Source organism: Shewanella sp. 30m-14 (assembly GCF_052977125.1).
Map to the genome: position 1 here is coordinate 224,002 of NZ_JBRILW010000002.1, position 19,208 is coordinate 243,209.

Annotated in this window: 20 protein-coding genes; 8 read left to right on the plus strand and 12 right to left on the minus strand. The window is 45.7% G+C overall.

Features of this window, described 5'->3' with window-relative positions:
- Positions 1-87 precede the first annotated feature (87 nt).
- From ACVBIU_RS02720 to ACVBIU_RS02755, 8 genes are all read left to right on the plus strand, one after another.
- A complete protein-coding gene (locus tag ACVBIU_RS02720; RefSeq protein WP_447163030.1) occupies positions 88-1,485 on the plus strand; it encodes a M16 family metallopeptidase in 1,398 nt (465 codons plus the stop codon).
- Complete coding sequence (locus ACVBIU_RS02725; RefSeq protein WP_447163002.1) at positions 1,485-3,128, plus strand: M16 family metallopeptidase; 1,644 nt, start codon at positions 1,485-1,487, stop codon at positions 3,126-3,128. Before ACVBIU_RS02720 ends, ACVBIU_RS02725 begins: the two co-directional genes overlap by 1 nt.
- Before the next feature lie 309 nt (positions 3,129-3,437).
- A complete protein-coding gene (gene parM, locus ACVBIU_RS02730) occupies positions 3,438-4,451 on the plus strand; it encodes a plasmid segregation protein ParM domain-containing protein (protein ID WP_447159415.1) in 1,014 nt (337 codons plus the stop codon).
- 10 nt (positions 4,452-4,461) lie between these two features.
- Positions 4,462-5,130, plus strand: coding sequence for a hypothetical protein (locus ACVBIU_RS02735; RefSeq protein WP_447163003.1), 669 nt, complete (start codon positions 4,462-4,464; stop codon positions 5,128-5,130).
- Positions 5,131-5,384: 254 nt separating this feature from the next.
- Positions 5,385-6,719, plus strand: a complete 1,335-nt coding sequence (gene zapE, locus ACVBIU_RS02740; protein WP_447159410.1) for a cell division protein ZapE — start codon at positions 5,385-5,387, stop codon at positions 6,717-6,719.
- Between the two features lie 256 nt (positions 6,720-6,975).
- Entirely contained in the window at positions 6,976-7,221 is a 246-nt protein-coding gene (locus ACVBIU_RS02745) for a hypothetical protein (protein ID WP_447163004.1), read from the plus strand.
- A gap of 61 nt (positions 7,222-7,282) precedes the next feature.
- A complete protein-coding gene (locus tag ACVBIU_RS02750) occupies positions 7,283-7,927 on the plus strand; it encodes a leucine-rich repeat domain-containing protein (RefSeq protein WP_447163005.1) in 645 nt (214 codons plus the stop codon).
- Positions 7,928-8,182, plus strand: coding sequence for a leucine-rich repeat protein (locus ACVBIU_RS02755; RefSeq protein WP_447163031.1), 255 nt, complete (start codon positions 7,928-7,930; stop codon positions 8,180-8,182).
- 2 nt (positions 8,183-8,184) lie between these two features.
- Here ACVBIU_RS02755 and ACVBIU_RS02760 read toward each other — a convergent pair whose 3' ends face one another.
- From ACVBIU_RS02760 to glnE, 12 genes are all read right to left on the minus strand, one after another.
- Complete coding sequence (locus ACVBIU_RS02760; RefSeq protein ID WP_447163006.1) at positions 8,185-8,400, minus strand: hypothetical protein; 216 nt, start codon at positions 8,398-8,400, stop codon at positions 8,185-8,187.
- Positions 8,401-8,646: 246 nt separating this feature from the next.
- The gene (gene rsgA, locus ACVBIU_RS02765) at positions 8,647-9,693 is read right to left on the minus strand and encodes a ribosome small subunit-dependent GTPase A (protein ID WP_447163007.1); all 1,047 of its coding nucleotides are present in this window, start codon (positions 9,691-9,693) and stop codon (positions 8,647-8,649) included.
- 164 nt (positions 9,694-9,857) lie between these two features.
- The gene (locus ACVBIU_RS02770) at positions 9,858-10,163 is read right to left on the minus strand and encodes a helix-turn-helix domain-containing protein (RefSeq protein ID WP_447163032.1); all 306 of its coding nucleotides are present in this window, start codon (positions 10,161-10,163) and stop codon (positions 9,858-9,860) included.
- A 219-nt stretch (positions 10,164-10,382) separates the two neighbouring features.
- Positions 10,383-10,895 carry a DUF3592 domain-containing protein gene (locus ACVBIU_RS02775; RefSeq protein WP_447163008.1) on the minus strand — a complete coding sequence of 171 codons (513 nt, stop codon included), beginning with the start codon at positions 10,893-10,895 and terminating at the stop codon, positions 10,383-10,385.
- Positions 10,882-11,373, minus strand: a complete 492-nt coding sequence (locus tag ACVBIU_RS02780) for a hypothetical protein (RefSeq protein WP_447159401.1) — start codon at positions 11,371-11,373, stop codon at positions 10,882-10,884. Before ACVBIU_RS02780 ends, ACVBIU_RS02775 begins: the two co-directional genes overlap by 14 nt.
- Before the next feature lie 278 nt (positions 11,374-11,651).
- Positions 11,652-12,350, minus strand: a complete 699-nt coding sequence (locus ACVBIU_RS02785; protein WP_447159400.1) for a hypothetical protein — start codon at positions 12,348-12,350, stop codon at positions 11,652-11,654.
- 165 nt (positions 12,351-12,515) lie between these two features.
- The gene (locus ACVBIU_RS02790) at positions 12,516-12,809 is read right to left on the minus strand and encodes a hypothetical protein (RefSeq protein WP_447163009.1); all 294 of its coding nucleotides are present in this window, start codon (positions 12,807-12,809) and stop codon (positions 12,516-12,518) included.
- Positions 12,810-12,956: 147 nt separating this feature from the next.
- Positions 12,957-13,346, minus strand: coding sequence for an HIT family protein (locus ACVBIU_RS02795; protein WP_447163010.1), 390 nt, complete (start codon positions 13,344-13,346; stop codon positions 12,957-12,959).
- A 136-nt stretch (positions 13,347-13,482) separates the two neighbouring features.
- On the minus strand, positions 13,483-13,944 hold the full coding sequence (locus tag ACVBIU_RS02800; protein WP_447163011.1) for a PH domain-containing protein: 462 nt from the start codon (positions 13,942-13,944) through the stop codon (positions 13,483-13,485).
- 535 nt (positions 13,945-14,479) lie between these two features.
- The gene (locus ACVBIU_RS02805) at positions 14,480-14,926 is read right to left on the minus strand and encodes a hypothetical protein (RefSeq protein WP_447159398.1); all 447 of its coding nucleotides are present in this window, start codon (positions 14,924-14,926) and stop codon (positions 14,480-14,482) included.
- A 197-nt stretch (positions 14,927-15,123) separates the two neighbouring features.
- Entirely contained in the window at positions 15,124-15,807 is a 684-nt protein-coding gene (locus ACVBIU_RS02810; protein WP_447159397.1) for a DUF4347 domain-containing protein, read from the minus strand.
- Between the two features lie 409 nt (positions 15,808-16,216).
- Entirely contained in the window at positions 16,217-19,072 is a 2,856-nt protein-coding gene (glnE, locus tag ACVBIU_RS02815) for a bifunctional [glutamate--ammonia ligase]-adenylyl-L-tyrosine phosphorylase/[glutamate--ammonia-ligase] adenylyltransferase (protein ID WP_447159396.1), read from the minus strand.
- Positions 19,073-19,208 lie beyond the last annotated feature (136 nt).

Below are 19,208 nucleotides of genomic sequence, written 5' to 3' on the forward strand. Positions count from 1 at the left end.
TTATTCATGCTAAAAAGGCCGTTAAAAGGAATTAAGACTAAATTGCAGCGATTAATAACCCACTCCATTACTGCGTTATCGATACTCATGCTCTCTTTGCCCGTGAGCGCCCAGGACACACATGAGCCTAAAGCCTGTGAGCTGAGCACGCTTGCTCAGCCGCTATTTCATGCCGAGCAGCGATTGCAGTATCGTCTGCTTGATAATGGTCTTCAAGTTCGGATTCTGCCTTTAGACGATACACAAGCCGTTTCCATTGCCAGCCAGTTTGATGTGGGCTCCCGCAATGAAGTTAACGGCCAGACCGGTTATGCTCACCTGTTTGAACACATGTTATTTAAGGGCAGTAAACATGCCCCCGGCGACAGTTATACTCAAACCATGAGCGCCTTAAGTGGCCAGTTTAATGCCAGCACTTTTTTTGATTTCACCAATTACTACTTAACCGTGCCCTCCCAAGCACTCGAGCTGAGTTTGTGGCTTGAGGCCGACCGTTTTCGTTATCCGACCTTGAATGAGACGACGGTAAAAAATCAGCAAGCTGCTGTACTCGAGGAGATGGCCACCAGCATAGATAATCAGCCTTATGTGCGCAGCGCGATGGAGTTCTTACTGTCGCAAGTTGAGAATACGCCCTATGGTCATGCGGTGATTGGCAGCGTGGCTGATGTCAAGGCGGCCACACCCGAGAGCTTAAACGCTTTTCATCAACGCTATTACCGCCCCGATGCCATGCAGTTAAGCTTGGTGGGCGATATTCCAGCTCAAACCCAGTCTTGGGTAGATGAGCAGTTTGGTGACTGGCAAGCACCCAACATTGAGCGGACACAATTAAGTGATCTTAAGATAACCCCACAGCCTGTGCATGGTGAGATTATCGATGAGAGAGGCCCCTGGCCTGCGGTGCTATTAGCGTGGCACACTGCGGGGAGCAACTCACCCGATGCAGCCGGATTAGCCTTACTTGAGGCCTATCTGTTTCAAAACAAAAGCAGCCTCATTCAAGGCACTAGCCTTAACGACCCCGACCAGCTGTTAAGTTACTCTATCCCGTTAACGATGACCCATCACGGCGTAACTAACTTAGTATTAGTGCCACGCGCGCGCACTTCGCTCGATAGGCTCACTGAAAATGTGCAGGGCTTAATCGACACAGTGACAGACAAGCCGATATCAGCTGCCAAACTGTGTCAGCTAAAACAAATTTGGCTTAATAAAGCGCTAGCGCGTTTAGACTCACCATCACAACTAGCAAAAGCACTGTCGGCCACAGCCCCGCAAGATAAGCATCATCCACTGACCGGGCCGTGGCAGAGAGTTAACGCCGTCACCCCTGCACAACTGCAAGCTATTGCCCAAGGCTATTTTAGCCAAAATGGCGTTCGTCTCGACCTGCTTCCGCCTTGGTATATTCGCGCCACTAAGTCAGTTTTAGAACTCTTGCCTAAGGGAATGACCGACAGCCTTGAAGAGGGAGTAATGTGATGAAGCCATATATTGAAAAGCCGCTGAAGCAACAACTTAAGCCACTAACCTGTGGCACGCTACTGCTAAGCGTAATGTTAAGTCTATTGGGCTGCCAGCAAACCCAGATAACATTTACCCCAACCGCTGAGCCGCAGCTGCCAATATTTGATAAGTTGCAGGGCGCACCAGAGATTGCCGCACTAACCTATCAAGCTGCCACTCCCATTGAGCGTGTAGTGCTGCCGATTGAAATTGAAGCAGAACCTGATTCTGATTCTGATTCTGTACTTGAGCCTCAGTTAAAACCAGAGCTTGAACTGTACCTATTTGACGATACGCCCTCTGGGTTAAATCATCTGTCGCTAGTGGCTTATAGCCAAACTCCGATGGCAAATCTTGATGTGCTGGTGAATGCTTTTCGCGAAAAAATCCGCTACTTAGCGCAGCAATCAAACTTAGCCTGCGCTGAGAGTCTGCGTATTCGCCCAAGCATGCACAACCTGACTATTAGTATCGATTGCCCCGACTCCCCCGCTCTTGCTAGTGAGTTGTTAATGCAGTTTTGGCAAGCCGCTAGTGTTAACCAAATAGGCAGTTTTGATGAGATAGGGAGTTTTAACGAAATAGACATCGCCAATGTGCGCCGCCAACTCAAGTTGGCTAAACATATCAATGCCTACAGTGGCGCCGAAATTGATGATGTGTGGGCTAAAAAAATCCTCGGTGAGCAACATGTTTATAATCAAGTGCTCAACGACAAAACCCTTGCTGATGAGCTTGACTTAACCAAGCTTAACCAAGTCAGAGACACGATTTTTGCCCAATCTAACTGGGCGCTGTTTGCCAATCTAAGCCTTGGACAAGACAAGCAGTTTACTTCTGCGGTGACAAAGCAATTTAGCTCGTTAATCTCTACTGCCCAGCTCGCAAACTCAGCGGCGAGCAGCAAATTGACAACGCGTTCGAGTGCCGTGATGGACTCTAGCCCTGCTGTCATCCCAGCTATCAGTCCTGCAGTCGATATCAGCAATGATAACAAGACACTGTTTATCATCGATGCCCCTGGTAGCGTACAAACACAGGTACGTATCGGCTACCCACTGGATGCCAGAGATACAAGCAAGGATAGCATTCAAGATTGTAAACTACTGGCCAGCTGGCTTGGGCGCAGTTTTTCAGGCCGGCTTTATTACGATCTACGCGAAGTGCGCGGGCTAACCTACGGCATCTATGGCCGCTGCTTTGATAATCCACTATCACGCACACTTAAGTTTTACGGCAGCACTAAGCTTGAGCACTCAGGTGCCTTTATCAGCGGCGTGTTAGATCATTTAGCATTAGCAAGCCAAACGCCGGCATCAACGGCAGAGGTTAGTACCTTAAAGAACTACCTCACTAGTCAGCAGATGCTACGCCAAGCCAGCTACCGCGCCGTCGAGTTCGATAGCATAAAGCAGTTAGTGCGCGGCTATGAACCTGAGCGCGAGCAAAAAGAGGCTGCAAGGTTGGCAGCCTTAACCCCTGCACAGCTACAACAGATTGCCAGCTCGGTATTTAACAATACGCCCTATATCGTGATTAGAGGCGATAGTGACAAAATACGCGAAGATATTAAGCAAAAATTGCCCGAGTGGAACATTGTTAACGCCAGTGTCGATTAGCCAATATGACTCGCTGTGGCGACAATAACGCTCTGCTCATCTGCCGACATTCAGGCTATGCCATCCCTATGGCCATCCCTATGACAACCCCTATCACATAACAGTGGTGACATAGGGGTTGCATAGCGGTGATGGCGTACCACTGACCCGCCAATTTACACCACCGATTATTGATGCTTTTTCAAGCGCCAAACTATCAAGTTTGCGACTGAGATATCAGCCTTAAAAAATAAATCACATTTAGATTTCAGTTCTTCAAAGTTGCGGTCGCATTAATTTGCAAAATTGGGTTTATTTTAAGGAACTGTAATGCATTCGAGCATGACCAAATTTGCTATCGATGATGGCTCTACCAATGTAAAAATTAGCTGGATTGACAACGGTCAAGTGCGTAGTGTTACCTCACCTAACTCTTTTCGTAAGGACTGGAAAAGTGCTGCTTTACTCAGTGACCGCAAAGTATTTAACTACCAAATCGCATCGACTAAATACACCTACGATGCCACATCTGACAAAGCACTTTCTACCACTCATGTTGCCTTTCAATATGATGACTTAAACCTACTTTCTGTTCACCATGCTCTGCTACAAACTGGTGTAAAGCCAGGTCCTGTCAGTATTTTGGTTACCTTGCCCATCACCGAGTACTACAAAGCTGACGATTGTCAGAAAAACGAAGAAAATATCGCACGTAAAAAAGCTAACTTGATGCGCGAAATTACGCTTAACAAGGGCGAGCTATTTACCATTGTTGACGTTGAAGTGCTGCCAGAAAGCCTACCGGCCGTGTTGACCACACTGATGGACTCAGGCGTTAACGAGTTCGCTAAATCATTAGTGATTGATTGCGGTGGCACAACCTTAGATATGGGCGTGATTGTCGGTGAATTTGACGATGTATCGGCTGTTTATGGCAATGCCGAGATTGGCGTGTCTATGGTCACCAACGCAGCGAGAAAAGCCTTATCTGCGGCAGACAGCGACGCGAGTTACTTAGTGGCTAACGAGCTCATTAAGCGCCGCCATAACCGCGAGTTTGTTGAAGAAGTCATTAACGATATCAGCAAGGTAGACTGGGTACTTGAGCGTATCGAAGACAAGATTGCCGAGCTCGGTGCGGCTGTTGCCTATGAAGCTAAAACCTTTACCCGTAATCCAAACCGCATCTACTTAGTGGGTGGCGGCGCGATGCTGATTGAAAGCGCGATCCGCGATGCGTATCCGTCGCTGGGCGAAAAGATTGTGATGGTGAAAGATCCGCAAGAAGCGCTATCACGCGAGATCTGCTGCTACCACGCGGCAGAGCCAAGCGACGCGGCTTAAAGGGACCCTTATGCGCATTCGATTCAATGTAGGTCTAGAGCCTGAAATCTATGACAGCCACAGCTACGCCATAAAAACCCTAAGGGGTTGGCAGCAGCAGGAAAAAGCGCGTAATGATGAGACTGATATCGTGCTACAGCGCCGTATTCAGTTTCATCGCGATCTCTATCTATCGGGATTATTCCTGCATGAATTGGCGCCGCAGTTGCCGTCTATGCTCACTCAGACTCTGCTACAAGATAAGGTGAACTGCCAAACCTTAGTGTGCCAGATCCGCTCAGCGGGCCTGTCTTTAGAATCGAGTGAAGATAACGGTTTATCTGAGCAGCAGTGGCTAAAGTTAACCTCTATGCTTGAGGGCACTAGCTTACCTAATCAGCAAAGCGAGCCATTGAACCTAAGCTCAATTGAGCAGTTACAACAAGGGCAGGAGCAGTTAAGTAAACTGTTCAATAACTTGCCCGCCGTAGCAGACACGGTGCAGCCTCATGCAGAAATTGATTTAGCCGCGCAATTTAGTCAGCTTAAACAGGGGCAGGACAAGTTAATGGCACAGATAAAAAGTCTATCTAGCCAATTAGCCCAAACACCTGCCAGCGCAGGTGCGAACGATGAGGCACCAAACTTAGCGACTCAACTTGAGCGAGCAAGCCGAGTAAAATCCAAAGGCCTGTGGTAATTATTGTCGTTTTTTGTCGTTTTTTGTACGTTAAGATAATCCACTTTCATGCTGTTGAGGGTGGATTATCGTTTTCGCTAAATAATCGATAGCCTGTGGTTAATAGTTAATGATTAATAGTTAGCAGATATCACCCTCACAACATCAGCCGATGCACGTTAATCATTAGGCATACTCACGTATAGCTGTGCCCAACATCCTCGATCAAGCTGATATACTCTCGCCATCTAACGTAATGAGCCCTATGTGAAACCATGACTAATCAAGCCTGCAACTTAATCAGCCAACAGGTCGAACACGGCGGCAGTGATGAGCCGCTGTCACAGAGTGGTCCACAGGCTCGCTACCTGCAGCAGGTAGAGCGGCTGCTGATTATTGATGACAGCGCGCAGCACCAAGCCGTTAATGCGCTCGAGCAATTGCATCAGCGGCTAACTCAAATGCCTCAAATGAATGGCCATGCAAATCCAGTCTGTCAGGGGCTGTATTTATGGGGTGATGTTGGCCGCGGTAAAACCTATTTGATGGATCTGTTTTACAATAGCCTTGAGGGTGGTGCTAAAACTAACGTCCCTAAGCTTAGATTGCACTTTCATCGCTTTATGGCACGGATCCATAAAGACTTGATTAGCGAAGCGGGTAATCGTGATCCACTCAAGCGCATTGCCAAACGGGTCGCCAAAGAGTGCCGCGTGTTATGTTTTGATGAGTTTTTTGTCAGTGATATTGGCGACGCCATGATTTTAGCCAAGCTGTTTGAAGCGCTATTCGAGCAAGGTATTACCTTAATCGCCACCTCTAATACCCCGATTAATGAGCTATATAAAAATGGCTTACAACGACAGCGATTTTTACCCACGATAGATCTATTAAATACCTTTACCCAAGAAATCCACCTGAGTGGCGAGCAGGACCATCGTTTTCATCAGGTAACAGCAAAAAGCCAGACCCAGCGCTACTTTGTTGAAACGCACTCTCAAGAGTTGGCTGCTGAAGCTAACGAAGTGACTGAACAGTTTGAGCGCATTTTTAGCGCTTGCTCTAATGCTGATACCGATACTAATGCAGGTGCATTAATTTCAGCGCCGCTGTTAATTCATGGCCGCATAATCGACACCGTAAAATACACCTCCAAAGTGGCCTGGTTTGAGTTCGACGCCCTGTGTGACGGCCCACGTTCGCAGCTCGATTACATCGACATCGCCAGCCGCTTCAGCACAGTACTGCTGACTCAAGTGCCTGTATTAGGCGGCGAGCCCCGCAGTTGGATTAGGGCCCGCGGCACCGAAGATGGCGCCCAGCACTTTACAACCACTGTAATTGAAAGCGCCAATACAACTGCCGCTATTGAAACGGCTGCATTTAACACTGCTGCTTTTGAAACGGGCAATAGACAACTGTCTTACGCGGTGAGTGATGACCCCGCGCGGCGTTTTATCAGCTTAGTAGATGAGTTATATGACCAAGGAGTGGAGCTGTATATTCAAGCCGCTGTGTCTATGGATGAGCTGTATATTGGCGGCGCGCTTAGTTTTGAGTTCAGACGTACATTGAGCCGCCTGACCCAGATGCAGAGTTTACAATATTGATCCCCCAATAATGGGGATCAACTTTGGCTTTGGCCTCTAGAATTAACGTTAGACTTCGACTAACAAACTAGATAAATCGCTAGCACTTCCGATAGGAAAATCGGCGTTCCCTGTTAGTTTTGTAACTCACTTCTTCCCCTATTTACTTTATTCGTATTAAGGTTCGATTAAATCTATTGCTCATCTCAAGCTTGCGGCATAATAGCGCCAATTACATTACAGAGTCGTAAAAATGGACAACCAGCAAGAAAGTTACATGACTGAAGAAACCCTTATTGAAACAGTCGAAAATCAGATCGCCGACGGCGAACCGAAAAAGGTCAAAGAGACCTTGATGCGTTTGGTGATGACAGGAACGCCGCGTGAAGAAGCGATTCAATGGATGGCATGTGCGCTAGCGATTGAAGTCAGTGATGTGATGCTAAATGGTGCTTCGTTTAACGAAAAACGTTACAACCAGCATTTAGATGCCATGCCAAATTTAGATTGGATGGAAGACTGATATTCACCTATGTCATATCGAGCTCTTTAATATCAAGCTCCTTGGCATCAACTTATCTCGCATGTTAAGTGGTGTTCTCGTTGCTATGCTGTTTGGGCTTTCTATACAAGAAAGCCCCGCGCATCAAGCCGAGTTAACACCAAGCCCTACACCTCAAGCAAATGCACCTCAAGCAAATGATCCTAAAGCAAAGAGAGAATTCACCGTGAGCCAGCCACATACTCTGACATTAGATGACGTATCGTTTGATAAAAAAACAGGCCGAATTGATGTGTATCATGGTGATTATCAACACATCATTATCCCCGATAATTTTGATGGTATCCCCGTTACTAAGATCTGGGACTATGCTTTTTCAGAGGCTGAGGAGTTAAGCGAAGAATTCGAAGAGTTCCCAAAGAACCCAATCGCCAGCATCGTTATTCCTAATACAGTAACAGAAATCGGCGAAAGTGCGTTTCGACGCAATGCCCTAACTCAGATTGATATTCCGACTTCTGTCACTCGAATCGGCTATTATGCCTTTGCAGAAAACACATTAACTCATGTCGATATTCCAGACTCTGTGACAGAAATCGTAGAGGGTGCATTCGCCAAGAATGCCTTAACCCACCTGACTCTGCCAAATTCACTGACTGAAATTAATGAGCGAGTGTTTCAATTTAATGCGTTAACCAGCATCACTATTCCTGATTCCGTGACTTAAATCGGTTTAGGCGCATTTAGGGGAAATGAACTTCAAAGCATCACCATTCCTAACTCGGTAACTGACATTGGTTCTGAAGCGTTTGCAGATAATGCCATAACCTATGTTTTGATCCCGACTTCGGTCACTTACATGGGTGATGACGCTTTTACCGATAACCCATTAAGGGGCCGGATTATCAAAGGCTTTGGCAAGAAAAAGCCGCGCAGAGAACTCACTGACGAAGAGTGGCTCGAAGCCTTTGGTGACTTATAAGGTTAAGTCACCCAAACCTGAGATTGAGTATCAAGCAGTGCTTGACCAAGGTCGTGAGCTTCCAGCTCACACACGGGCAAAAGGGTGACTACAGCTACCCCCTCTTGACCATTTCTTTCATAAAGAGTCCGAGCCGCCCCGACGAAGTTGTTGATCCTCATACTCCAATAAAAATTGACTAACGGCTCAGATGGGACATCTGATGTGAATGGACTCACAAATGCCGCGATGGCATGGATGCCAAAGAGCGGCCATGTCCCCCCGAGCCTGAACCATCATCCATGATGATTCCACGACACTATTTTGGGTAAAGAGTCATCTTTATTTCGGCAACTCCGATGGGGAACAGTGTTTTCTGTAAGCTATTCCAACCAATTAGCGATTGATTTATGGTTCAAGATAGAAGAACAGAGTATTAAGATTCGAATAGTTTACTCTGACCCCACATTTCACTTTCGAAAATATCAATAACCTTTTTTGAAACGCTTGGCTGCATGTTGAGCGCTATTAATGAGTTTCCCTAAGGCTCTGTCTTTACTGCGTTTCTCTGCCAGCGTTGCACCATTGAGTGCTTGCTCTTTGAGTAACTTCTGAAAACTATGCAAACGCCTTTCTGTTAAATCACCATTTTTGATGGCTCTTTGCACAGCACAACCCGGTTCAGAATCATGGGAGCAATCAGAGAAGCGACATTGCTGCGCAAGCTCTGTAATTTCAGCAAATGTTTCACTCACACCATGCTCACTGCCAGCAAGCTGTAATTCACGCATTCCTGGGGTATCCATTAGAACGCCACCGCTTGCTAATACCTTGAGTGCCCGGTGTGTTGTGGTGTGGCGCCCCTTACTGTCATCCTCGCGAATGCCGCCTATTTGCTGAGATTCAAAGCCCAGCAAGCTATTAACTAGGGTTGATTTACCCACGCCAGATGAGCCCATAAAGGCAATGGTTCTACCATTACGACAGTACGCTTCAAGCAGTTTAATATCTTGGCTATCAAGCGCATTGAGAGTATGCACCTGCAACATAGAGTCTAACTGCTGTACTTGCTCTCGCTTAGCATCGGCATCTTCACACAGATCAGATTTAGTTAACAGGATCACCGGCTCAACCATCGCTTCGCGGGCGAGGGTGAGGTAGCGCTCAATTCGGCTCAAACTAAAGTCATGATTCAGAGAAGAGACAATCATGACAATATCGATATTGGCTGCAATCAGCTGAGTCGCCACCTTAGACCCGGGCGCTTTACGCTCGAATAGTGACTGACGTTCAAGACTTCGATGCAATCTTAGTTGGTCATCAAATAACACCCAATCACCAACACAAATTTTCTCATCAATCACAGTAAAAGTGAGACTTTGCAGCCCTTGCTCCGACATCACCACGATACGGTCACGATGCTGTTCCATTACTCGACCGATAGCAAAATCAGTTAGGTCTTCTAAGCTCAGCTGTTGCTGAAAAAATGGTTTCCATCCAAGTTGTTGAAGTGTTGGAGTTTGGCTATTCACGTACTGTTTTCTCACATCTAATGGTTGTATTCATCTTAGAGGCATTTAGCCAGAGACAATTGAATATTTCCGACAGTTTAAATTCAAAAACTTAAATTCGACAAGCTTAAAGAGAATTAGATCTGACACCGCCATAAGCATCAATGGTCAGCCCACGCTCTTTTTCATAGGTTTGGGGTAAAGCCTAGCAGCTTCTTTAGGTAGCGGATCAAATGAGGTTGCTCGCTAAAGCCGAACTTTAAGGCGACATCCACCCAATCAAGTTCTGCTGAATCTAGTTGATACACATATTCTAGCATCTTTTCCAAGCGGTTCATTGATTGGCATTGTTTAAGGGGTAGCCCAGTAACCCGCTGAAAACTTCTGTCGAGTGTGCGTTGTGAACAATAAAACTTGCCACAATAAACACTTCCAATATCCCTATAGGTCAGATGCCAAGGAGCGGCCTGCCCCAAGAAAGCGATGCCCACATCCCTGTGCGCATCATGACACTTTTTTAGATAAGCAGTCTTCAACCTACTTCGGCAGTTTCGATAGGGAATAGATGTTTTCTGGGAACTAAATAATCTTATTTAGTTTTGAATTATGGCTAAAAAAACAGATTCAGTTTGCACCACATTAACTCTTAAATTAAATCTTACTCTGACCCAATGTTCCTTGACCCAACCATCCTAAAAAGGGATCAGAGTTTACACATTGCGAACGATAAAGCTGTCAGCGGCTGAGGTCATTTGCAGATACATCAGATAACAGACGGGTATTAATATCAAAGAGAACACAGCCAAAATCACAATTATAAACAGATGCATTGTTGGCTTGATAACTGCTGTATCGGGGTTGCTGGGGTTGTAGTGCACTTGGATCTTTTTGCCACGAGGAAACTCTGCCACCAAGGCTTCGGCCTCCTCCAAAGAATAACCAGGGATGGCACCTGTGATGTCGGTCTTATTACTCTTGTGGTAGATTTTGCCGTCAACAGCATAGAAATACTCGATAGCAACCTCGTAATGAGAATCGGCGCTGCTTCTTTCATGATAGCGCTCAATGAGCCAGCAATTCACGACCATCCCTTTAGCTGTTGGCCAATTAAAAGCAGCATGAGACTGATGCACAGCATAAGTTGCCACCCCTACAGCACAAGAGAACATGGTAAACATAAACCACATTAATATTGAAATCTGCGACAGCTTAAACCGCTTCACTATTGTTATCCTCAACATCCGCACAAGCTTTTTTATTGCAATCGACGCTACAGCCCTCAGTGCAATCCTTGTGACTATTCATCAAGGCTTGATAGCCTTTCACAAGTTTTATCAATGGCCATATCATGCTAATAACCAGCAACACCAACGCCAGCAAACCTAAGCCAAGCAGATAAAGAAAATCATCACCTCCGCCTCCGGAAAATAGCCCGCCACGATTAAATATGTTGGCTCCCCAAGCTGAGGCAAAGGCAGCCAAATTCAGCGTTAGGTGCAAGCCAAGCGATTGCAATATAACCCAATAACCTTGTTTTAAAACGGGCGATTGGATGCGGTACCAGTTAACCCCAACCCAACCAAGCCAGCCTATCCATAGCGCCGCCGCAGGCAACCAAAGAACGCCAAGAATATAAATAACAGGCACAGCAAAGTAACTGTAGCGTAGCTGCGTGAGTTGAGAGTGTCTTGATAAGTCCATTTTAAATCCTTATTTACAGCGACTTTAGCCAACAACGGTTTAAGACTAAAACGACTCTAGACAGTCGTACTGTAATACATCTTGTTTTTTTCTCTGGTATTAGGCCTTGCTCTCTAAGGTATCCCTAAGGCAATACAATCAAGCTTCGCTTGATAAAGGTCGTGAGCTTCCAGCTCACACTCGGGCATGCTAAAACATAAGCCACCCATGCTAAATCAACAAGGGAGGGTAAAAAACATGCCATCAACGTTAGGTGTCACGACAGGACGACATTATTGCTAAATGTCAGAGGCTTTTGATTCGTAGGTTAAGGGGGGAAACTCACTGTGTTGTAATAGATAGACGACTTCCCACGGAGTTTTATCGGTTTGCCTGAATGTTTCGGCATAGTACATATGACTTTCAGCCAGCGCCTTGGGGGCCGGTGGTGTGTCTATCCATTTTGACCCGGTGATGTTATTGAATTGATAATTGAAAGGCAAGTGCAACGGACTACGCAATGAAAATTTGGCGCTGTAGCCGGCATCGCGGTGTTTTTCTGTTATCCAGACGCTCACGTAAAAGCCCGGCGCGGTATCCCAGGTTCCCTGAACAGGGTATTCCCAATCCCGGTCTTGTGTTATCTCCACTGAAGCGATTTGTGGATGGTCCTGCAATACATCATTAAGACTGGTGTATGGGTCAATACCGAATGCAGACAGTTCCTCTATAATCATTTGATAGTGTGCCTGCCCACCGCCCTCTTCTATTTGTTGGCTTGAGAGTTGATGACTGTTGTAGATCATGTCCGCCATACTCATGTTCATTACGACTCTGGCCGGTGAGTTAATGTAATAGAGGGCAGCATAGGCCAGTGCAGCCAAAAGCGTGATTGAGCAGAACCGTTTCCAGTTTATCCTGCCCAGAGCGCGTTTGAGTTTGCTTTTAAACAGGTTGTGGGTTTTGCGCTTAGAGTAGGGTGTGGGTTTTCGCAACATTCAGGGTACCGACATTAGGCGTTTTGGCTTATTCAGCCGAATGTCACGCAGCGTAAAGGGATATTGGAGCTGGAGCAAGTCAAATGTTTGATCAGGATACACTTTACTTATATGGACTCACCCAATGCGTGGTTAAAACATAAGTTAAAACATAAGCTACCCATGCTAAATCAACAATAAGTGGCGGGCCAAAAACATGCTATAAACAATGGGTGTCATTACTGGATTTCTTAGGTGCAAGCCAAGCGATTGCAATATAACCCAATAACCTTGTTTTAAAACGGGCGATTGGATGCGGTACCAGTTAACCCCAACCCAACCAAGCCAGCCTATCCATAGCGCCGCCGCAGGCAACCAAACAACGCCAAGAATATAAATCACCGGCACAGCAAAGTAACTGTAGCGCAGCTGCGTGAGTTGGGAGAGCTGCGTGGGTTGAGAGTGTCTTGATAAGTCCATTTTAAATCCTTATTTACAGCGACTCGATATAACACGGTATTAGACTAAAGCGACTCTAGACAGTCGTGCTGTAATACATCTTGGTTTTAGTGCTAACCTTGATATTAACAATGGGGGTCAATGCTATTTCTACTGTTGATCAGCTTGTTATAAGCCTGCCAGTGATGTGCGTAGCTCTTCTATGCTTTGAACACCAAGTTCACTACTTGACCAACCAAACTTGTCATTATCAAAGCGAGGAAAAATATGGAGGTGATAATGGCTTAACTCATTAAACTTACCGTTGTTTTGAATAAATGAGATTCCATCAGGTTGAAACTTGGTCGCGATACGTTGATAAAGCTCTTTGGCGACGCTTTGTATTTCCAAGTTTACCTCAGGGGGCAAATCAATAAACGACTCAAAAGGCTTCTTTGGACAAATTAACACGTGACCAAAGTTAATAGGGCTATGATCCGCGAAAGCAATAACGTTTTCGGATTCATAAATAATGACAGCTTCTATTTCCCGAGATACGATCTTTTCAACTATTGTCACTAATTTCCCCTTGGGCTTATAACGCCTTGTTAAAGTGTGAGGCGCGCAATATCGAAGCCTCCGCATACCATCTTAACCACTAAACCTGACGCATGGTAAAAATGCTACGCGTGCCGAATCACTATTGAACAATTTCTTATATGTGTTTTTCCTTAAGTTTCTCTACAATACGGACTACTTTTTCTGCTCTGTATACGTAAGGGATTTCCACACTGCCACCAGGAGAGTAAAGCCTAACCGTCGCGTAGCCACACAACCAACCTAGTATCGGTGTGATTATTTCAATATTTTCAACACTTTGATATTCAAGAGTATCATTGACTCGTGGCGAGATCCCGCGGATTACTGATATTTTGTCGTAAAACAAAGTTACCCTAACGGTAAATGGATCAACTATATGGTCTGCATCTCTCAAAACATAAAGAGCTGGGAGAAGAAGCAGACTCAATAAAGTATCTTCAGCTAAGTTTTTCCCCAGTAAAGTTCCAACCAACCAATTAAAAATGAGGTACACAAAGTAAATTGCTAACAACTTCGAAACTGTTTCAATTGAAGCTTCAAATGCCCTCAACTTATGAGACGTTTTTAGTTTGCGCATAATCCTCCAACACATATAACATTTGTATAGTGCGAATGCGCACGTATTCGGCGAAACGCGAGCACATTTAATAAATCTATTATTTAATTTTCACTGAAGAAAAGCTATTGATTTATAAGCACTCTACCTTGGTATTATTGGATAAACATGCACAGAAATGAGCAAAGTGAGCATTGGTATTGAGGTTGAATCGAAAGAAATAAATCGGTCAGGGTAAATTTTCTACAAGACTCATAGAAAACACCTACCCCCATCGGAGTTGCCGAAGTGCGTAAATAAAAATGCCGTAGAGCCATCATGGATGATGGTTCAGGATCGGGGGGACATGGATGTCCCATCTGAGCCGTTAGGCGATTTTTATTGAAGTATGAGGATCAACAACTTCGTCTGGGGCGTCATGGTGGATGCAAGGAGGATAAGGACGAGCAGTCCTCCTTGCCCGGGTGTGGGATGGAATCCCACGACTTTAGTTGTTAGACGCAGTCTAACTTAAAGCTCAAGCGCAGCTTGGTAAAAAACAATTTTTAGACGAAGTCTAAATAAACATCGCTATCATGCCACCAACCGTGGCAGCAGCCTTAACATATTGGCCTGCAGAATATGAAGGGTCACCGTTCTCATCGATCTCCTCGGGGTGATCGAGCCCTAGCGCACCAAATACAAACGACTCTAAATCGCCACCTTCCTCTTCGGCTTTGACGCCGTCAGCTGTAGAGCCTGTAGCCGTTGAACTGCTTGCTTTAGCACTGCCTTGCTCTGTGATGAGCTTATCTTGTGCAGCCGTTGATAATACCACTGTGGTGCTGGCGCCTGTATTTGGGAGCGGCTTAGCTAAGGCGCTAGCAGAAGCTGCATTGGCAGCGATATCTGGCACGTGACTGGCTGTGGCTTGCTGAGTAGCCGAATCAGCTGCAACGTTGGAGGTGATTTTAGCCCCTACATTGATACTTGTACTATTGACTACACCACTGATAGAACTCATCAAACCATCCTCTAATTAGTCCCTTATACTACATAGGGACATACTTGAGCTGATAGTAAGCAGTATTTCTATATCCGCAAAGCAGTATCTGCTCAAAATATGATACAAAACGTATCGAGACTAACTGCTTCATTAAACACTACATTAGGGCATAGGTTTTATTGAGAAACCCCGATGTCAATTCCGACTGTTAAGCACTAAAAGTCAAACTCGGCTCGTTGTACCCAAAGGGGCTCATAATGCTGGCCTTGCATATAAATTACGTCCACATTCAGCTGAGTCAGATTTTCAAACAAACCAATAAACTCGCCGCCACCATGGCTAACCGTCAAGTTAGTGGTGTACAAAGATAGCTGACTATCGTTAGCAAACTGCTTGGCAAAAGTGGCTAATGTTTGTTGATGTTCGAGTAAATAGTGTTGATCAATCCAGCGACCTCCCAAATAAATTGCTGAGCTTGAGGCTTTAGCAATAATAGTGACATTCGAATAAAGAGGCTCTGCACTTAGCGCCTGATTAATCTGCTCAAATGGCTCGTTATCATCTTCCAATATCAGCAGGTGTAAATCACCTCTAAACCCCGACAGTAACGACTCTACTTGCTCTACTGAGCGGTCTAAGATGACTAAGTTGGCGCTTTCTACTGAATTGGCTAACTCGCTGCTGATTATAGTAACTTTGGTTGACTGTGCCTCGGCCACGGCATCATTCACAAATAGTAGTAAACAGAGTAATAGCAGCCAACAGAGCGGCAACTCACGTATAAAAGCCATTGCCGATTTAGCCAGTGTCATTTTAAGCGAGATATCCTTAAAAACATCCATATCAGTAAGGCTGTCATTAAAGGTGGTGTAGCGGCTTATCTGCTTAAGTGGATTCATAGCGATCACCGTGCTGCAAGACTGAATACACCGATGTTGCATAGAACAAACCAAGTTAAAGCATACAAGAAATAAAGTTAACTTATGACTTCAATTCAGTGGCTTGCAAATACCTAAAAACAGAGATCACTTTGTAACTCGATACAAGTCTTAATCTGCAATGCAATTTGCCATGAATTTTGTGTGGCTTTAGTATTGTTTTGTGGATGCTTTGGAGGTGATTTGGGGTTGTTTTTGGGCTGTAACAGTCTTGATGTCAACATAAATAATCCTCCACGCGGATGCGGTAGAGGACTTTGTTTTACTCTAGCGATTGGACGAATGCTGGGCCTAAGCTTTAACTTAAGCTTTAACTTAAGCTTTAACTTAAGCTTTAACCTAGATCGTTAACTTTGCTGTTTAACTTAAGTTATTCGCCTAAGATCTGTCGATAGATCTCAACCACCCGATCTGTTTGGGATTTTATCGCTTCAATAGGTAACACACTTTTTTTCTGCTGCAGCGTCAATCTATGGCTTTCATCACGCAGATGGCAGTAGGCTTGAGTTAATGCCTGCGCACTCTCGAATGGTATCAACTCCAGCTCAGCAAGCTCGGCAAAAATTCGCACATTATCAGACCAAAATGACAACGCCTTATGCTTATGACTGTGTGCCAGTACTAAATATTGAGCAATAAACTCAATGTCGGCAATTCCTCCACTACTTTGCTTAAGATCGAACATGCCCGCTTCAACGTTTAAAAGATGATCGCGCATCTTAAGCCGCATTTCTCTCACATCTTTGGCTAAGATTGATATATCACGCTGATTTTCTAGTACTTCTTCTCTGAGTTCATTAAAGCGCATAGAAAGTGCATTATCGCCAAATATAAAACGGGCTCTCACTAAGGCTTGATGCTCCCATGTCCAAGCCTCCTTGCGCTGGTAATCACCAAAGTGTTCTATCTCACTCACCAATAGCCCTGATGCGCCTGATGGCCTTAAGCGCATATCCACTTCATATAGCTCACCTGAGTTAGTGCGCGTTGAGAAAAAGTGCAACACACGCTGGGCAAGCTTTAGATAAAAGTGACCGATATCTATGGCTCTATCGCCATTGGTCTGACCGGCTTGGCTGCCATTATGTAAAAACACTAAGTCAAGATCTGAGCCGTAACCTAGCTCAATGCCGCCCGCTTTTCCGTAACCCACAACCGCAAAGCCCATCTCATTATCTTTTAGGTTTTCAGGTACACCATGGCGGGCACTCACCTGTGTCCATGCATGATGCACTACCTGCTCGATAATCGCTTCGGCCAAGAAAGTTAAGTGATCGCTCACCTCCATCACTGGCAGCACACCTGTCACGTCGGCGGCGGCAATCTTTAACTGCTGTGACAATTTAAATTGTCGCAGTGCTTCCATCTGCTGCTCTAAATCATCTTCTGGCACTCGCAGTAGATACTGACGCAGTTCGCTGCCGTAGTCGTCTAACGATGTGGTGTCATACAACTGGGCTGGATCGATCAGCTCATCGAGCAGCATGGGGAATTTTGCCAGTTGCTGAGCAATCCATGGGCTGGCAAGACAGAGGCTAACGAGCTGTTGTCTTGCCCCTGGGTTTTCACACAAGAGCTCAAGATAGGTGGTCCGGGTTAAAATTTGATCCAGTACCTTTGACACTGGATCAAATGCCTTAGATGGATGGGGAAGATTGGTAAACTCGCACAACAACTTGGGCATTAGCTTATCTAAAGTCTCCCGCCCTCGCGGTCCGATAGTACGGCGCACCACTGTTTCGTGCCAACTGTTAAGCATCGGCCACAGTTTTTCATCATCGATCCCCTGCTCTTCTAGAATAGAGAGCGCATGCTCATCTTCATAGGCGTTCCATAGCTGCTGGGTCCAGGTCTCGTTTTGATCTTCATGCAGATTACCGCCAACAGTTTCCAGAAAATGGCTGTGGATCTGTCTCATTGCCGTTTCAATCTGCTCTCGCAGATCCATTTCAGTATCGGCATTGAGGGCATAACATAAACGCTGCCAATCTAGCACTTCGCTTGGTAATGTCTGAGTTTGCTCGTCGTTTATCGCCTGTAATAAGTTTTCAACCCGGCGCAGTAACACATAGCTATTTTTAAGCTCATCGACAGCCAGGTATTCCAACTGTCCTAACTGGTATAAGGTTTCTATGGCCGCAAACAGGCTCTGCTGCCTCAATGCGGGTTCACGGCCACCACGAATAAGCTGAAAACTTTGCACCACGAATTCGACTTCTCGAATCCCGCCAGCACCGAGCTTAATATTGTCGGTGAGCTTACGGCGGCGTACTTCTTGAGTGATTAACCCTTTCATTTTGCGCAGTGATTCTATCGCTGAAAAATCTAAATAACGGCGATAAACAAACGGCCTAAGCAGATCATGTAGCTCATCAGAATCGGCTGTCCACGGCCCGAGTACGCGCGCCTTTACCATGGCATAGCGCTCCCAGTCACGCCCCTGCTCTTGATAGTAATCTTCTAGCCCGCTAAAGCTAACCACTAAGGGGCCGCTTTCGCCATAGGGGCGCAGACGCATATCGACCCGATACACAAAGCCGTCAACCGTCACTTGATGAAGCAGATTAACCAGTCGCTGACCCATGCGAATAAAGAACTGTTGGTTTTCAAGCGCACGCCTACCACCTAAGGTTTCACCATGCTCAGGGAAAGTGAAAATAAGGTCGATATCTGAAGAGAAGTTAAGCTCACGACCGCCGAGCTTACCCATGCCTAAGATGAGTAGTTTTTGCGGCTTACCTTGGCTATCACTTGGGGTGCCCAGTTGCGCGCACATCTCGCGATATAACCAGTCGCGCCCGGTAATCACTAACGCCTCGGCTAGCGCTGACAGATCGAGCAAGGACTCTTCTAATTCACTGTAGCCAAGAAAATCACGCCAGGCGATACACACCATCTGTCGGTTACGATATTGACGTAAAATACGTTTTGCCTGCTCTTCATCGGTCACAGGTTCAAGCAAGCTTGTCAGTTCGCTATCGAAGGTTTGACGCTCAATATTATGCAGTTCGCGCTCAAATAATGCGGGGATCCAGTGCGAGTGACGACACAGCTGGCTTGCAATAAAATCACTTAACCCAAAAACCAGTTTGAGTTCCTGTTGCTGCTCATCTGTCAACGCCGCTAGCACATCTGCTGCGCTATCGGTGAGTCTTTGCCAATATCGCTCTGCGGTCTCAGCCATTTGAGTGCTGACAAGCTTATTACCCTGTGTAGCCGTGCGCATAATAATCCCTAACAATTTTGTACATCGACATATTATGTCATTAATGATATAGATAGAGCGTGAACAAATGTGAGCAGCTTTGGTCGAGAATGTTGGTCAGTTGAGTAAATTTAATTACTCAAGGCCATGAAAACAG

Coding starts and splice junctions, on each gene's coding strand:
- ACVBIU_RS02720 (WP_447163030.1), top strand. CDS start 88: ATGCTCTCTTTGCCCGTGAGCGCCCAGGACACACATGAGCCTAAAGCC.
- ACVBIU_RS02725 (WP_447163002.1), top strand. CDS start 1,485: ATGAAGCCATATATTGAAAAGCCGCTGAAGCAACAACTTAAGCCACTA.
- parM (WP_447159415.1), top strand. CDS start 3,438: ATGCATTCGAGCATGACCAAATTTGCTATCGATGATGGCTCTACCAAT.
- ACVBIU_RS02735 (WP_447163003.1), top strand. CDS start 4,462: ATGCGCATTCGATTCAATGTAGGTCTAGAGCCTGAAATCTATGACAGC.
- zapE (WP_447159410.1), top strand. CDS start 5,385: ATGACTAATCAAGCCTGCAACTTAATCAGCCAACAGGTCGAACACGGC.
- ACVBIU_RS02745 (WP_447163004.1), top strand. CDS start 6,976: ATGACTGAAGAAACCCTTATTGAAACAGTCGAAAATCAGATCGCCGAC.
- ACVBIU_RS02750 (WP_447163005.1), top strand. CDS start 7,283: ATGTTAAGTGGTGTTCTCGTTGCTATGCTGTTTGGGCTTTCTATACAA.
- ACVBIU_RS02780 (WP_447159401.1), bottom strand. CDS start 11,373: ATGGACTTATCAAGACACTCTCAACTCACGCAGCTACGCTACAGTTAC.
- ACVBIU_RS02785 (WP_447159400.1), bottom strand. CDS start 12,350: ATGTTGCGAAAACCCACACCCTACTCTAAGCGCAAAACCCACAACCTG.
- ACVBIU_RS02790 (WP_447163009.1), bottom strand. CDS start 12,809: ATGGACTTATCAAGACACTCTCAACCCACGCAGCTCTCCCAACTCACG.
- ACVBIU_RS02800 (WP_447163011.1), bottom strand. CDS start 13,944: ATGCGCAAACTAAAAACGTCTCATAAGTTGAGGGCATTTGAAGCTTCA.
- ACVBIU_RS02805 (WP_447159398.1), bottom strand. CDS start 14,926: ATGAGTTCTATCAGTGGTGTAGTCAATAGTACAAGTATCAATGTAGGG.
- ACVBIU_RS02810 (WP_447159397.1), bottom strand. CDS start 15,807: ATGAATCCACTTAAGCAGATAAGCCGCTACACCACCTTTAATGACAGC.
- glnE (WP_447159396.1), bottom strand. CDS start 19,072: ATGCGCACGGCTACACAGGGTAATAAGCTTGTCAGCACTCAAATGGCT.